A 15636-nucleotide genomic window follows, 5' to 3' on the forward strand; every position below is an offset into this window, starting at 1 on the left:
CGGGAGCCGCAAGGCTCCCGCTTGCTAACCTGATAGGTGTTACATGGCAGGCGCAAAAGAGATTCGCAGTAAGATTGCGAGCATCAAAAGCACGCAAAAAATTACCAGCGCCATGGAAAAAGTGGCGGTCAGCAAAATGCGCAAGGCACAAATGCGCATGGCTGCTAGCCGTCCTTATGCGGAGCGTATCCGCCAGGTAATTGGGCATCTGGCCAACGCCAACCCGGAATACCGCCACCCGTTCATGATCGACCGCGAAGTTAAGCGTGTGGGTTATGTGGTAGTGAGCAGTGACCGTGGTTTGTGCGGTGGTTTGAATACCAACCTGTTCAAGGCCCTGGTCAAGGACATGGCGGTAAACCGCGAAAAGGGCGTCGAGATCGATCTGTGTGTTGTTGGTAGCAAGGGTGCGGCCTTTTTCCGCAACTTCGGCGGTAACGTCGTTGCAGCTATCAGCCACCTGGGTGAAGAGCCGTCGATCAATGATTTGATCGGCAGTGTGAAGGTGATGCTGGATGCGTACCTGGAAGGCCGGATTGACCGCCTGTCCGTGGTATCCAACAAGTTCATCAACACCATGACCCAGCAGCCAACCGTGGAGCAATTGATTCCACTGGTGGCGACTCCGGATCAGGAACTCAAGCACCACTGGGACTACCTCTACGAACCAGACGCCAAAGAGCTGCTTGACGGCTTGATGGTGCGCTACGTGGAGTCGCAGGTGTACCAGGCGGTGGTCGAGAACAACGCAGCTGAACAAGCGGCGCGGATGATCGCGATGAAAAACGCTACCGATAACGCCGGTGATCTGATCAGCGATTTGCAGCTGATCTACAACAAGGCGCGTCAGGCTGCGATCACCCAAGAGATCTCGGAAATCGTCGGCGGCGCTGCCGCGGTTTAACGGTTCAAATATTCAGAGGATCCAGCTATGAGTAGCGGACGTATCGTTCAAATCATCGGCGCCGTTATCGACGTGGAATTTCCACGCGACAGCGTACCGAGCATCTACAACGCGCTGAAAGTACAAGGCGCGGAAACTACTCTGGAAGTTCAGCAGCAGCTGGGCGACGGCGTAGTTCGTACCATTGCGATGGGTTCCACCGAAGGCTTGAAGCGCGGTCTGGACGTTGTCGACACTGGCGCAGCCATCTCCGTACCGGTCGGTAAAGCGACCCTGGGCCGGATCATGGACGTACTGGGCAACCCGATTGACGAAGCTGGCCCGATCGACACCGAAGAGCGCTGGGGCATTCACCGTCCAGCACCTTCGTTCGCCGAGCAAGCTGGCGGCAACGATCTGCTGGAAACCGGCATCAAGGTTATCGACCTGGTTTGCCCGTTCGCCAAAGGCGGTAAAGTCGGTCTGTTCGGTGGTGCCGGTGTAGGCAAAACCGTAAACATGATGGAACTGATCCGTAACATCGCCATCGAGCACAGCGGTTATTCCGTGTTCGCCGGTGTGGGTGAGCGTACTCGTGAGGGTAACGACTTCTACCACGAGATGAAGGACTCCAACGTTCTGGACAAAGTGGCACTGGTTTACGGTCAGATGAACGAGCCGCCGGGAAACCGTCTGCGCGTAGCACTGACTGGCCTGACCATGGCCGAGAAGTTCCGTGACGAAGGTAACGACGTTCTGCTGTTCGTCGACAACATCTACCGTTACACCCTGGCCGGTACTGAAGTATCCGCACTGCTGGGCCGTATGCCTTCGGCAGTAGGTTACCAGCCGACTCTGGCTGAAGAGATGGGCGTTCTGCAAGAACGTATCACTTCGACCAAAGAAGGTTCGATCACCTCGATCCAAGCGGTATACGTACCTGCGGATGACTTGACCGACCCGTCGCCAGCGACCACCTTCGCCCACTTGGACGCCACCGTCGTTCTGTCCCGTGACATCGCTTCCCTGGGTATCTACCCAGCGGTCGATCCACTCGACTCGACTTCGCGCCAGCTGGACCCGAACGTGATCGGCCAGGAGCACTACGACACCGCTCGTGGCGTTCAGTACGTGCTGCAGCGTTACAAAGAACTGAAGGACATCATTGCGATCCTGGGTATGGACGAGCTGTCGGAAGCCGACAAGCAGTTGGTAAACCGTGCTCGTAAGATCCAGCGTTTCTTGTCGCAGCCGTTCTTCGTGGCTGAAGTCTTCACCGGTGCATCGGGTAAATACGTTTCCCTGAAAGACACCATTGCTGGCTTCAAAGGCATCCTCAACGGTGACTACGACCACCTGCCAGAACAAGCGTTCTACATGGTCGGCGGCATCGAAGAAGCGATCGAGAAAGCCAAGAAACTGTAATCCCGGCGCCCGGCAACGGGCGCTCATCAGGTTGAGGCAATCAGATGGCTATGACAGTCCATTGCGATATCGTCAGCGCGGAAGGGGAAATCTTCTCCGGTCTGGTAGAAATGGTGATTGCACACGGCGAACTCGGTGACCTGGGTATTGCCATGGGCCACGCGCCATTGATCACCAGCTTGAAGCCAGGTCCGATCACTCTGACCAAGCAAGGCGGGGAAAAGGAGGTGTTTTACATCTCCGGTGGTTTCCTCGAGGTTCAGCCGAACATGGTCAAGGTACTTGCCGACACCGTGCAACGTGCTGGCGACCTGGATGAAGCCTCCGCTCAGGAAGCCGTCAAGGCTGCCGAGAAGGCCCTGAACGAAAAGGGCGCGGACTTCGACTACAGCGCTGCTGCTGTACGTCTGGCCGAAGCTGCAGCTCAGCTGCGCACGCTCCAGCAGATCCGCAAGAAGTAAGCGGCCCAGCCGCCATGCTTCAAGCGCGATTGATTAAAAAGGGTAGCCTCGGCTACCCTTTTTCTTTTTTAGCAAAACACTTCTCTGGTCTGAAGCCGGACCGTCCAGGATTGGTAGCCATTCATGTCTCTTGAAATTGTCATCCTCGCCGCAGGCCAGGGCACCCGCATGCGTTCGGCCCTGCCCAAGGTGCTTCACCCCGTCGCGGGCAACTCCATGCTTGGCCATGTTATCCACAGCGCCCGGCAACTGGACCCGCAGCGGATTCACGTGGTGATTGGCCACGGTGCCGATGTGGTGCGTGAACGCCTGGCTGCGGATGACCTGAATTTCGTATTGCAGGACAAACAACTCGGTACCGGCCACGCCACCGCGCAAGCCGTGCCGTTCATCAGTGCCGATACGGTGCTGATTCTTTATGGCGACGTGCCGCTGATCGAAGTGGAAACCCTGCAACGCCTGCTCAAGCACGTCGTCCCTGGCCAGATGGGCCTGCTTACCGTCGAGCTGGATGACCCTACCGGCTATGGCCGCATCGTGCGCAATGCCGACGGCAAGGTAGCGGCCATCGTCGAACACAAAGATGCCAGCGAAGCCCAGCGTGCGATTACCGAAGGCAACACCGGCATTCTCGCCGTTCCTGCCAGCAAACTTGCTGACTGGATGAGCCGTTTGTCCAACAACAACGTCCAGGGCGAGTATTACCTCACCGACGTCATCGAAATGGCCGTGAGTGATGGCCTGCTGGTTGCCACCGAGCAGCCCCACGACCCAATGGAAGTGCAGGGCGCCAACGACCGCAAGCAGCTTGCAGAACTGGAGCGCCACTACCAATTGCGCGAAGGCCGCCGCTTGATGGCCCAAGGGGTGACCTTGCGTGACCCGGCGCGTTTTGATGTACGCGGCGAGGTCACCGTGGGCCGCGACGTGCTGATTGATATCAACGTGATTCTCGAAGGCCGGGTGATCATTGAAGACGACGTGGTGATTGGCCCGAACTGCGTGATCAAGGACAGCACCCTGCGCAAGGGCGTGGTGGTCAAAGCCAACAGCCATATTGAAGGTGCGGTGATGGGCGAGGGCAGCGATGCTGGTCCATTTGCGCGGTTGCGTCCGGGCAGCGTGCTCGGCGCCAGGGCACATGTGGGTAATTTCGTCGAACTGAAAAATGCGCGTATGGGCGACGATGCCAAGGCCGGCCACCTGGCCTATCTGGGTGATGCGGTCATCGGTGCTCGCAGCAACATCGGCGCAGGTGCAATCACCTGCAACTACGATGGCGCCAACAAGTATCAGACGACGATTGGTGAGGATGTATTCATTGGCTCGAATAACTCGCTGATTGCACCCGTCACCATCGGCGATGGATCCAACACTGCTGCGGGCTCCACCATCAATCAGGATGTGGATAAGTCTCAACTGGCAGTGGCGCGAGCCCGCCAGCGCAACATCGACGGTTGGAAACGCCCGGTCAAAATCAAAAAGACCTGAGTTATCCACAGAGTCGAAATCAGCACCGTTCAAATGTGGGAGCGGGCTGCTCGCGAAAGCGTCGGTTCAGGCACTGAAAAGTTGACTGACACACCGCATTCGCGAGCAAGCCCGCTCCCACATTTTGCTCAGTGTTGTGTCAAAAAGACTTTTCGATCTGCTTGACGATTTCCTGCCAATAGGTTTTGATTGCCTTCGTTATCTTTCGAAACGAAACTTAAGACCATCATGTCGAAACGAAATACGCCCCAACGACGCCACAACATTCTGACGATGCTCAATGAACAGGGCGAAGTCAGCGTGGACGAGTTGGCCAAGCGTTTCGAAACTTCGGAAGTGACTATCCGCAAGGACCTGGCCGCTCTTGAGAGCAACGGCCTGTTGCTGCGCCGTTACGGTGGCGCGATCACCATGCCTCAGGAACTGGTGGGTGATGCCGCCCAGCCGATTTCGGCCTACAAGCGCGCCATCGCCCGTGCAGCCGTCATGCGTTTACGTGAACACGCGCGCATCATCATCGACAGCGGCAGCACCACCGCCGCCATGATCCCCGAGCTGGGCCACCAGCCAGGTCTGGTCGTCATGACCAACTCGCTCCACGTGGCCAGCGCCTTGAGCGAACTGGAACACGAGCCGGTGCTGTTGATGACGGGCGGCACCTGGGACCCGCATTCGGATTCGTTCCAGGGCCAGGTCGCCGAGCAAGTGCTGCGCTCCTACGACTTTGATCAATTGTTCATCGGCGCTGACGGCATTGATCTGGCGCGCGGTACTACCACCTTCAACGAATTGCTGGGCCTGAGCCGTGTGATGGCCGAGGTCGCCCGTGAAGTGGTGGTGATGGTCGAGTCCGACAAGATCGGCCGCAAGATTCCCAACCTGGAACTGCCCTGGAGCAGCGTCCATACCCTTATTACCGATGATCGCCTGCCGCTTGAGGCCCGCGACCAGATCCAAGCCCGCGGCATTACGCTGATATGCGCGGCAATCATCTAGGAGACATACCATGTGTGGAATTGTAGGCGCAGTCGCTGAACGCAACGTCACCGCCATCTTGCTCGAAGGCCTCAAGCGCCTGGAATATCGCGGCTACGACAGCGCCGGTGTGGCGGTTTTCACCAACGCCGGCAAGCTTGAGCGGATGCGTCGCCCGGGCAAGGTCGCTGAGCTGGAGCAAGCGCTGCTCGGCGAGCCGCTGGTCGGCCGTCTCGGCATTGCTCACACCCGCTGGGCCACCCATGGGGCGCCGTGCGAGCGCAATGCCCACCCGCACTTCTCCGGTGACCTGGCAGTGGTGCACAACGGCATCATCGAAAACCACGAAGTGCTGCGCGAACAGCTCAAGGGCCTGGGCTATGTGTTCACCTCGGACACCGACACCGAAGTCATCGCCCACCTGCTGAACCACAAGCTCAAGGACCTCGGCGACCTGACGGTTGCTCTCAAGGCCACCGTCAAGGAACTGCACGGCGCCTATGGCCTGGCCGTGGTCAGCGCCAGCCAACCCGACCGCGTGGTTGCTGCGCGCAGTGGCAGCCCGTTGGTGATCGGCCTCGGCCTGGGGGAAAACTTCCTCGCCTCCGACCAACTGGCCCTGCGCCAGGTCACCGACCGCTTCATGTACCTGGAAGAAGGCGATATCGCCGACATCCGCCGTGAAAGCGTGGCGATCTGGGACGTCAACGGCAATTCCGTCGAACGCGAAGCCGTGCAATACCGCGACGGCGCCGAAGCTGCCGACAAAGGCGCATTCCGCCACTTCATGCTCAAGGAAATCCACGAGCAACCGGCCGTGGTGCAGCGCACCTTGGAAGGTCGCCTGGGTGACAAGCAAGTACTGGTCAACGCTTTCGGCCCGCAAGCGGCCGAGCTGTTCGCCAAAGTGCGCAATGTACAGATTGTCGCCTGTGGCACCAGCTATCACGCCGGTATGGTTGCCCGTTACTGGCTGGAAGAACTGGCCGGCATTCCGTGCCAGGTCGAAGTCGCCAGCGAATTCCGCTACCGCAAGGTGGTGGTGCAGCCAGACACCCTGTTTGTGACCATCTCCCAGTCCGGCGAAACCGCCGACACCCTGGCCGCACTGCGCAACGCCAAAGAGCTGGGCTTCCTCGGTAGCCTGGCCATCTGCAACGTCAGCATCAGCTCCCTGGTGCGCGAGTCCGACCTGACCCTGTTGACCCAGGCCGGTCGCGAAATCGGCGTGGCGTCCACCAAAGCCTTCACCACCCAGCTTGTGGGCCTGTTGTTGCTGACCCTGTCCCTGGGCCAGGTTCGCGGCACCCTCGCCGAAGGCGTCGAAGCCACTCTGGTCGAAGAACTGCGCCGCCTGCCAACCCGCCTGGGCGAAGCCCTGGCCATGGACAGCACCGTAGAAAAAATCGCCGAACTGTTTGCCGACAAAAACCACACCTTGTTCCTCGGCCGTGGCGCGCAGTACCCGGTGGCGATGGAAGGCTCGCTGAAACTCAAGGAAATCTCGTACATCCACGCCGAAGCCTACCCGGCCGGTGAGCTGAAACACGGCCCGCTGGCCCTGGTGGATGACGACATGCCGGTGGTGACCGTTGCGCCGAACAACGAACTGCTGGAAAAACTCAAATCCAACCTGCAGGAAGTGCGTGCCCGTGGCGGCCAACTGATCGTGTTCGCCGACGAGAAAGCCGGCATGACCAACGGTGAAGGCACCCACGTCATCAACATGCCGCACATCCACGACACCCTGTCGCCGATCCTCTACACCATCCCGCTGCAGTTGCTGTCGTACTACGTGGCGGTGCTCAAGGGCACCGACGTCGACCAACCGCGCAACCTGGCGAAGTCGGTGACGGTGGAGTAATCCCCCAAGCGCCTGGAGGCCGTCGCGTCTCCAGGCCCTATCGAAAGGATGCGTCGTCGATGCAACCGTGCCTCGTTCACGAACGCTTGAACAACCGCCGATTTATAGTCGCCAGCAACACCCAAGGGCTCTCCGGTACCGGCACCGTGTTTCACTACCGTGTCGATGGGGACGCTGTTTCGGGCACTTACCAAGGCGGTCGAATCCGTATAGGCCAGCAGGTCGGACGTGTCACCGGGCCCGACAGCATTGAGCTGCTTTATCAGTGCCTGAACACCGAAGGTGAGCTGTTGGCCGGTTGGTCCCGGGGCACGGTAGGCCTTGATTCTGCCGGGCGCACTACGTTGAGTTTTGTGTGGGGGTGGCTGTCAGGTGCGACGGGCGGCGGCGAGTCCTGTTACGTGGAGGTCGGCGCCTAGAGGCCACGTGTTTCGCTGGGTCACGGCACAAACTCCACCTTCAACCCACGGCTCGCACTGCGTCCCTGATCATCACTGACCCGCAGCCGGTATTCCCCCGACTTGCCCGGCCGCCAGTTCAGTGTGGCTTGCGGCGGGCCCTGGCCGATCAGGGTCTGGTCGGCAAACCAATACAGCGTCGCCGCATCGCTGGCCGCATTGGCAGTGAGTGGGATACTTTCCTGCGGCTGGGACAGACGCAACTGATAGCTCACCTGCGTCAGCGGCGAGCGTATCTGCGGCGCTTCGGTTTGATCGCTGATGCGGTTGGGTTGGCAGTTCTTCATCACGTTGGGCGGCGTACGTCGAGGCAGGCCGGCTGCCCGGTACAGGCGCTGCACGTCACTGGGCCAGAACTCGAAGACTTCTTGGCGGGTGTATTGTGCATCGAACGGCGGGCACGCGGCCTTGCCGGTACGCGTGTCGATCAGTACCGGGCGGTGCAGGTTGGACACGCGAATCGGTGACACGCCGGGAATGTACCAAGTCTTGCGCGTCTGCGGGCACCAGCGGTTGGGTAACTCGCCGGAGGCGGCGCAAACATCAATGCGCACCAGCCCGGCGGGCGGCTTGTCGGCTTTAATCACGACATTGGGCAGCGCCAGAGGCAAGGCGTCGGCGATCCGAAAGAACAACGGCGCAGCGGTCTTGGCACCGATAAACGCCGGGTTCGGTCGGCCATCAAAGTTACCCACCCACACCACCAGCACGTACGGGCCGACCAAGCCTGCGCTCCAGGCATCGTGAAAACCCCAAGACGTGCCGGTTTTCCAGGCGGTGCGCCAGCGGCGGCCGGGCAAGCCATCCGGGCGTGGGTTGCGCCGTAGCATGTCGCGCACCATAAATGCGGCCTGGGGCGTGAGCAACGGCGCACCGGTGGCTTGCGGTTGTTCCTGCAAATAGCGCAACGGCCGCAAATGCCCGTCACCGGCCAGCATCACATACAAGCGCGCGAGCTCTTCCGGTGTCATCTCGCCGCCGCCCAAGGCCAGCGCCAGGCCGTAATGGCTTTCGTTGCGCAACCCTTTGATGCCGGCACGTTGCAGCAACCCATACAGCGAAGGCGACTGCACTTGGCTGGCGAGCCACACCGCCGGGATATTGCGACTGCGGATCAAAGCATCCCGCGCCGTCAGTGGCCCGACAAAGCTGCCGTCGAAATTTTCCGGCTGGAAGTAGCCGAAGTTACTCGGCAAGTCCTTGAGGATACTCATGGGGTGGATCACCCCCTGATCCAGCGCCAGCCCGTACAGAAATGGCTTGAGCGTCGACCCGGGTGAGCGGCGTGATAACACGCCGTTGACCTGGCCGTGGATGCTTGTGGATAAGTAATCCGCAGAACCCACCAAGGCCTTGACGCTCTGGTCGCGGCTGTCGATCAGGATCGCTGTGGCGTTTTCCACACCTGTACTGCGCCGTTCGGCAATAAAGCCTGTGATCAGGCGTTCGAGCAATTGCTGTAAGGGCAAGTTAAGCGTGGTGTTGAGTTCGTTGCCGGCCTGGGACGCCAACAGTTGTTCGCTCAGGTGTGGCGCCAGAAAAGGAATTTGCTGGCGGTTGCGCGCCTCCAGGGGCAAGTCGAGCAAACTGGCGTTGCGCGGGTCCTGTGGATAAGTTTCGCGCCATTCAGTCATCAATCGCAGCCGTGCATGTTGCAGCGATGGCCCGAAGCGCGCACGCCGACCCGGCTGTTGCGGAATCACCGCCAACGCCAAGGCTTCGGACAACGATAGCTGTGCCGCCGACTTGCCGAAATAAATGCGACTGGCCGCCTCGGCGCCTTCGATATTGCCGCCCATGGGCGCCAGGTTCAGATAGGCCTCAAGGATGTCGTGCTTGCTGTAGCGCGCTTCCAGCCACAGCGCCAATGCCATCTGCTGCAACTTGCCCGGTACTTGGCGAGTGTTGAGGTCCCACAGGCGGCGCGCCAGTTGCATGCTCAGTGTCGAGCCGCCCTGGCGCTGGCCACCGCTGTAGGTGGCCGCGGCCGCGCGCAGCAGCGCGGGGGGATTGATGCCCGGGTGCCAATAGAAATTGCGGTCTTCCTTGAGCAGCAACGCCTCGACCAGTGACGGCGACATACGCTCAAGGGGCAGCCACAGGCGGTACTGTCCGTCGTCCGCCAAGGTCATGCGCAGCAGCGAGCCGTCGTCGGCCAGCACTACCCGTGACGACGTCACGGCCTGTTCCAGCGGGGCATAGGGCCACAGCCGCAGCCCCGCCAGTAACACCGCCGCTGCCAACAGCGGCGTCAGGCGTTTAAGGCTTGGTAATTTCAAGCTGGCCTACTTTGCCGCGCCCTTGCAGGGTGGTTTCGTACATACCTTCGGCATAGGCCGGTGGCGTATTGAACGTACCTGCGTTGGTGGCGCGCACGCGGTAGACGAACGTGCCTACATCGCGCAGCGCGGTGCCGTACAACACCACGCGATCGTCACGCACATCCACATAGTCCGGCTGCCAATTGCTCAGCTCGGTCTCGCCGATAGGCGCTTGCCAGGTGTCGGCTTCTTCGCCGTCTGCGGTTTCGGCGTATTCGGAATCTTCACCCTCGCTTTCATCGGTACTGGCGGACTCCGGCTCCGGCGGCACGTTATACACAGGCTCGACGCCACCCGGCAGCAGGTCGACCACGGCCACTTGCTGCACTTGGTCACGGTCGGTGGCGCGCAGGCGCAGACGCACCAGGAACTCATCGCCGACCGCGACTTTGCTCACCGGCTCGCCTTTGAGGTCGAGGTACTCGTGGATGATTTCCAGGCCGTTGTTGATCGGCTTGAGCTGAGTACCCTTATCGAAGCCGGCTTCGCTGAGCATGTAGAACGCGGCTGGGCCGGCGGATTTTTCCATCACCAGCTTCTGCGTGGTGAGCGGCACGGCGGCGCGCGGTGGCTGGCCGGCCATTTCCAGCAGTTGCTGTTGCTTGTTACCCAGCCAGGCGGTGGCCTTGAGGGTCATGTCGCTTTGCGCACGCTGGCCATAGTTATCCAGGGCGCGCAGCAACAGGGCGGCGGACAGCGAGTTGTAACGCTGTTCGTTGAGGCGCTTGCCGAGTTTGTCCAGTAACGCCGTCGGCACATCGTCCAGCAGCTCGGGGAAATGACGCGCCAACAGATGCAAGTGTTCAGCGTCGTGCACCAGCGGGTCGTAGTACAGGCCGTCGCTGTCCCACTTATCCACAAGTGAACGCCACGGGACTTTACGGAACAGTGCATCCGCCTGGCGATCCTGTTTGAGCAGCTTGTAACTGGCAGCCAGGTAAGCGGCGCCCAGGTCGTCCTGCCAGGCGTCCTTGAAGTAATTCTCGTAGCGCTCGCGGATATCGCTCAAGGCGCCGCTCACCAGAATCCCCTGACGGCTCAGCAAGTAGCTGGCGTAGGCACGGTTGCGCAATTCCGACAGGCCTTCACTCGGACCATTGGCCAGGTCTGTCAGATACGCATTGGCGCGTACCAGCAGGTCTTCCGGCACCGGTAGCCCGCGTTCCCTCGCTTCGATCAGGAAGTCGGTCGCATACAAGCTGGCGTACGGCGCCACGTCCGGGTTGGCCGCCCACAAGCCAAAGCCGCCGGCCGAGTTCTGGCGTTGGCGCAGCATGCGGACCGCGCCACTGAATGCTTGCTCGGCTTCTGGCGCAGTGCCACCCCAGATCAACGCGGGCATGGCCTTGGACACCAGTTGTTCGGTGCAGGCATACCCATAGTCATCCAGGTAATGCTTGAGGCCGTTGGCCCACACCAGTGGCGAGGCCGCCACACCCAGTTGCACATCACGCAATTGGCTGAACAGTTCACGCGTTGGTTTGAGTTCTTTGCTGGCGCTGTCAAAGCGGCCCAGGCTCAGGGCCACGCGTTGCTCGCTCAGTGGGCGAATCGACGTGGTTTCCGCGACCTGAATGCGTTTGCCGTCCGGCAATACCGCGACAAAACGCAGGTCCGCCGAGCCGAGGGTTTCGCCGACCTTGATCTTGAACTCTGCCGTGCCTTCCTTGCGCGGTTGCAGTGACAAGGTGCTGCCCTTGTCGCCCTGCACGTTGAGGCCGTCGCTGGTCTGCACTTCAAACTTCACATCCGTCGCAGCCTCCAGGTTGCTGAACACCCCGGCGCTGACATTGAACACATCTCCCGGCGCGACAAACGCCGGTACGTTCGGCGTTATCACTATTGGCCCGCGCACCTCGGTATTGGCCTCGCTGACACCGACGCTGTCGGTATCCACCGCCACCGCAAACAGGTGCAGCTTGCCGTTGAAGCTGTCCGGCACCTGGTAATGCAGCACCGTCTCACCGGCGGGCAAATCCACCAGCCCAGACCACCAGGCCACTGGCGGCTGATGCTTACGCTTGAACGGGTTGAGATGATTGGCCAGGCCGCCTTCTGTATCGCCACCGGGTGCTGCGCCACTGAGCAGGCGGCTGAATTCCGGCAGGATCAGGTCAAGAATCTGACTGGTGCCGACTTCAAGCGCACGCTTCTGGAAGAAGAAGCCCAACGGGTCCGGCGTCTGATAGCGCGCCACTTGCAGGATACCTTCGTCCACCGCGTAGACCACCGCGCGACCGGGGCGGTCGGCAGTGACCTTGATATCCAGAGTCTGCCCCGGCTCAATCTTCGCCGGGCCTTCGACCTTCAGCGCCATGCGCCGTGCATCCAGGTTGATGCTGAACGGCACCACGCCATAGGACAGCGGGCTCATGTAGACCTCGGACGAGCCGATGTCCCGCACAAACTGCACGTTGACGTAGGCATTGCCCTCAAGCCCTGCAGGCACGCGGATATGTTGCACGCTGTTGGTGCTGTCGGCTTTGAACCACTGCTGTGTGTAAACCTTGTCACGCTCGATGGTGATCAAGCCGGCACCGGTGTACGGCGCGCGAATGCTGATCGCGATCTCGTCACCTGTGGCGTAGCTGCGTTTATCCAGGCGCAATTGCAACTCGGCGTTACGCTCCAGGGAGCGCGAAGTGTTGCCGCGCCCGGCCACGCTGTAGTCGATCTGGTTGAGCAGGTTGCCGTTGGCGTCCTTGAGTTGCAGGGTGAAATCGCCCGGCGTGCCGGTGTTCAGGGGCTGCTTGGCACCTTCCTTGGTCATCACCAGCGGCGAGGCCGGTTGGCTGATGTTCTTGATGCGCGACTCGTACTTGTAGGTGCCGTTGGACTGTTTCACCAGCACCGACACATAGCGGTGCTCGATGACTTCGCTGGTCAGGCCGTCCACCGCCACGGGTGTAAGGTCCGGCGCGACGGCCAGCCATTGCACTTGGCGTGGGGCGTCTTTGGCAACGTACGACAGCGAATCCTGACTTTTCACACCGACCAGATAAGGCGCGGATGACACCAGCAGCGCATTTTGCGCAGCGACGTTACGGCCACCTTCAGCTTCGAACACTTGGGTCATCACTTGCAGGCGATAGGTGCTATTGGCGAAGCGTTGCAAGTTGAGGTCAAGCAGCGCCTGGCCGTTGTCGTCGACCGTGGTTTCCGCCAGGTCTTCGGTGCTGGCTTCTTCCAGCGAGTCGTTGAGGCGGAAGCGGTACTCGGGGTAACGGTCGAAGGCCGCCAGTGTGGGGCTCAGGGACATTTTGGCGGTGACGCGACGGCCCGATGCCGGGGCGCCGAACAGGTGCATCGCGGTGACTTTGGCCACCACTTGGTCGGGTGGAATCCAGCCCAACACCGGGGTGTCGTGCAGGCTCAGGCTGACCTTCATGCGGTCTGGCTCGAAATCACGCACTTTGAAGCTGACACTGCCCAGGTCGGTGCGCGTGTTTTTCTGGCCAATCAGTTGCAAGGTCGCGGTGTAGTCCCCGGCGGGGGCGACTTCACTGCTGGGGAAATCAAAGGTTTCAAAACCGCTGGTGGACAGTTTCAGCGGCTGGCGAATGACTTCCAGGCCCCGTGGGTCGGTGATTTGCAGCTCCACTGGCAGGCCTTGTAATGCGCCTTTCCAATTGCCGCTGCGCACGATCATGCCCAGGTGCGCCGTTTCGCCGGGCCGATACAGGCCGCGGTCGGTGAACAGGTAGGCGCTCAGGCGATCAATCGCGCCGTCTTCTTCCAAACCGCCAACGTCAAAACGCGACAAATCCAGCTGTTGCGACTGACGGGCAATCGGCAGGAACGACTGGTCGTTGCCGCGAGTGACGACATACATCAGCGGCGTTTTCTCACGGCGCAATTCATCCAGCTTGGCGAAATGCGCATGGCCTTCGGCATCGGTGCGGCCGCTGCTGACCGGCAACCCGTTACGACCAATGATGTCGACTTGTGCGTCGGCCACTGGCGAGCCGTTATCAATGGATTGCACGTAAACATCGTGGCTGCCGTCGCTGGAGCGTTTGGCGATGATGCCAAGGTCGGTGACCACGATGAAACGCAAGTCACTGGTGCTGCTGCGCGAGTAATCGAACGTGCGCTCGGCGGGGTCATCCTGAGGGCTGAGCTTGAGCACAAAGATGCCGCGACGGCCGCCGTTGGCGGTGAGGTAGTGGCTCAGGTCGACGTTGTCGTAGACGGTTTTCGCCGGGTCATTGGACGACAGCGGAATATCCAGCGACTGACGCTCCACCATGCGGTCGAAATACTCATTGCCAAAATTCGGACGGGCGAAGCTGCCGCTGCTCTGGTCCACCAGGTGCTGCAACTGATTGGGCAGCAGGCGGGCGATTTCCACATGGGCGCCGGGCACGCCACGGGCCATGAAGCCCAGGCGTTTTTCGCCGTTGAGGCTGAGCAAGGCGCCGTCGGACAGGAACTGCAACGTGCGCGGGTACGCCGGCATGCTGATCAGCGACGCCGTAGGGTCTTTCGCCAGGTAGCCGCCGATGGCTTCCAGGTTGGCGGGCACGCGTACATACAGTGCGCGGCCTGCCGGCGCCTTGAACTTGAAGGCGTGAAGCGTATTCAGCGGTTCGACGCTGGGTACGTGGGTCAGGTTGACCTTTGAACTACGCGCCAGCAGTGCATCGTCGATCTCGTTGCTGTAATAGGGGCGGGTATCATCCTGGGCTTTTTCCGGCAGCAGCCAGGCCTGGACCTTACCGGCAATGGTGTCATCGGCCACGGCGCTGGAACTGCTGAACATCAGCACGGGTTCGGGTTCACCGCGCGCGTTGTCGACAAAGCTGACTTCGGCGCCGGTAAAAGTCAGGCGATAGCGACCGGGTACGGTGACTTCAGAGACCAGCGGTGCGGTACTGGCATTGCCGCCGTCGCGGGCCTTGATCCCCTCATCGAGCTTGGCGCTGACGGGCGTGCTTTCCAAGGGCGTGGCCAGGGCGGCGGAGCGTACGTAGGCGTTGAGCCTGGTGTCGTCGAAGGTGATTTCCGGGCGGTTGGGTAACTGGGCATCGCGGTAGGCCAAGCCTTTGCCGAGGGTTACCGAGACGCGCTTGCGTAGGCTGTCTTCATCGACGGGGTGGGAAAAATGAAAAGTCGCCACCAGCTGTTTCAACGTCGGGTTGGACGGGTCTTGATACAGCTCGTTTTGCGCCAGGGTGGCACGGAACGGTTGAGTGGAAAACTGACTGCTGTACTGGGTGAGCAATACACCGTCGGCCAGCAGCTTTTTCTTGGCCAGGTCGAGGGTGTAATGGGCGTCGACGGGCCAGTCTTTTTCCGGTACGAACAACAAGGTGTGGTCGTCGGACCAACGCCAGGTGCCGGCCACTTCAGGTCTTAGGGTGATGCCTTCAGTGACGGGCTTGCCAATGGCCGCCAGCGGAGCCACGGACTCGGCAAAGCGCACCTGCAAGTTATCCACAACCGGTGGTTGTTGGGTGTAATCAGTCAGGTTCGGTTTGTGCAGCGAATAGCCGACGGTGTGCGGTTGCGGCAGGTGCGAGTACCACTGCCAGCCATAGAAGCCGGCAGCGGCCAGCAATACCAGACCCAACAGCCCGGCACCGGCCTGGCGCGGGTAAGCGCGTGCTTTATGGCCCAGGTTTGCCAGGCCATGGCCAATGGCGCGCAGCCAGGGCGGCGGTTGCCATTGGCCGAAGAGAGCACTCACCACAGTCAGTAAAGCGCCGAGAATCCGGCGGCTGGTCGCTTTCAACGAATCGAGCATGGTGAGCATCCC

9 protein-coding genes are annotated in these 15636 nt (G+C 60.7%); 7 read left to right on the top strand and 2 right to left on the bottom strand.

Features of this window, described 5'->3' with window-relative positions; genetic code table 11:
* The first annotated feature begins 43 nt into the window (after positions 1-43).
* The 7 genes from atpG to JFT85_RS16005 all read left to right on the top strand — a co-directional run bounded on the left by atpG (position 44) and on the right by JFT85_RS16005 (position 7518).
* Positions 44-904, top strand: coding sequence for a F0F1 ATP synthase subunit gamma (atpG, locus tag JFT85_RS15975; RefSeq protein WP_010207685.1), 861 nt, complete (start codon positions 44-46; stop codon positions 902-904).
* Between the two features lie 27 nt (positions 905-931).
* On the top strand, positions 932-2308 hold the full coding sequence (atpD, locus tag JFT85_RS15980; protein ID WP_017135118.1) for a F0F1 ATP synthase subunit beta: 1377 nt from the start codon (positions 932-934) through the stop codon (positions 2306-2308).
* Between the two features lie 44 nt (positions 2309-2352).
* Positions 2353-2769 (top strand): F0F1 ATP synthase subunit epsilon, encoded by a 417-nt coding sequence (locus JFT85_RS15985; protein WP_003177061.1) that lies wholly within the window; start codon positions 2353-2355, stop codon positions 2767-2769.
* A gap of 123 nt (positions 2770-2892) precedes the next feature.
* Complete coding sequence (glmU, locus tag JFT85_RS15990; protein WP_201230104.1) at positions 2893-4260, top strand: bifunctional UDP-N-acetylglucosamine diphosphorylase/glucosamine-1-phosphate N-acetyltransferase GlmU; 1368 nt, start codon at positions 2893-2895, stop codon at positions 4258-4260.
* Between the two features lie 225 nt (positions 4261-4485).
* On the top strand, positions 4486-5256 hold the full coding sequence (locus tag JFT85_RS15995; protein WP_169876596.1) for a DeoR/GlpR family DNA-binding transcription regulator: 771 nt from the start codon (positions 4486-4488) through the stop codon (positions 5254-5256).
* A 10-nt stretch (positions 5257-5266) separates the two neighbouring features.
* Positions 5267-7099 (top strand): glutamine--fructose-6-phosphate transaminase (isomerizing), encoded by a 1833-nt coding sequence (gene glmS / locus JFT85_RS16000; RefSeq protein ID WP_078827542.1) that lies wholly within the window; start codon positions 5267-5269, stop codon positions 7097-7099.
* A 59-nt stretch (positions 7100-7158) separates the two neighbouring features.
* Positions 7159-7518: a hypothetical protein gene (locus JFT85_RS16005; protein WP_053258767.1), complete on the top strand. Its 360-nt coding sequence runs from the start codon at positions 7159-7161 to the stop codon at positions 7516-7518.
* Between the two features lie 20 nt (positions 7519-7538).
* On the opposite strand, the gene pbpC is transcribed toward JFT85_RS16005, so the two are convergent.
* Entirely contained in the window at positions 7539-9836 is a 2298-nt protein-coding gene (gene pbpC / locus JFT85_RS16010) for a penicillin-binding protein 1C (RefSeq protein WP_201230105.1), read from the bottom strand.
* The gene (locus tag JFT85_RS16015) at positions 9817-15624 is read right to left on the bottom strand and encodes an MG2 domain-containing protein (RefSeq protein WP_201230107.1); all 5808 of its coding nucleotides are present in this window, start codon (positions 15622-15624) and stop codon (positions 9817-9819) included. Before JFT85_RS16015 ends, pbpC begins: the two co-directional genes overlap by 20 nt.
* Positions 15625-15636 lie beyond the last annotated feature (12 nt).

The sequence above is a fragment of the Pseudomonas sp. TH04 genome (assembly GCF_016651355.1).
Lineage (GTDB): Bacteria > Pseudomonadota > Gammaproteobacteria > Pseudomonadales > Pseudomonadaceae > Aquipseudomonas > Aquipseudomonas fluorescens.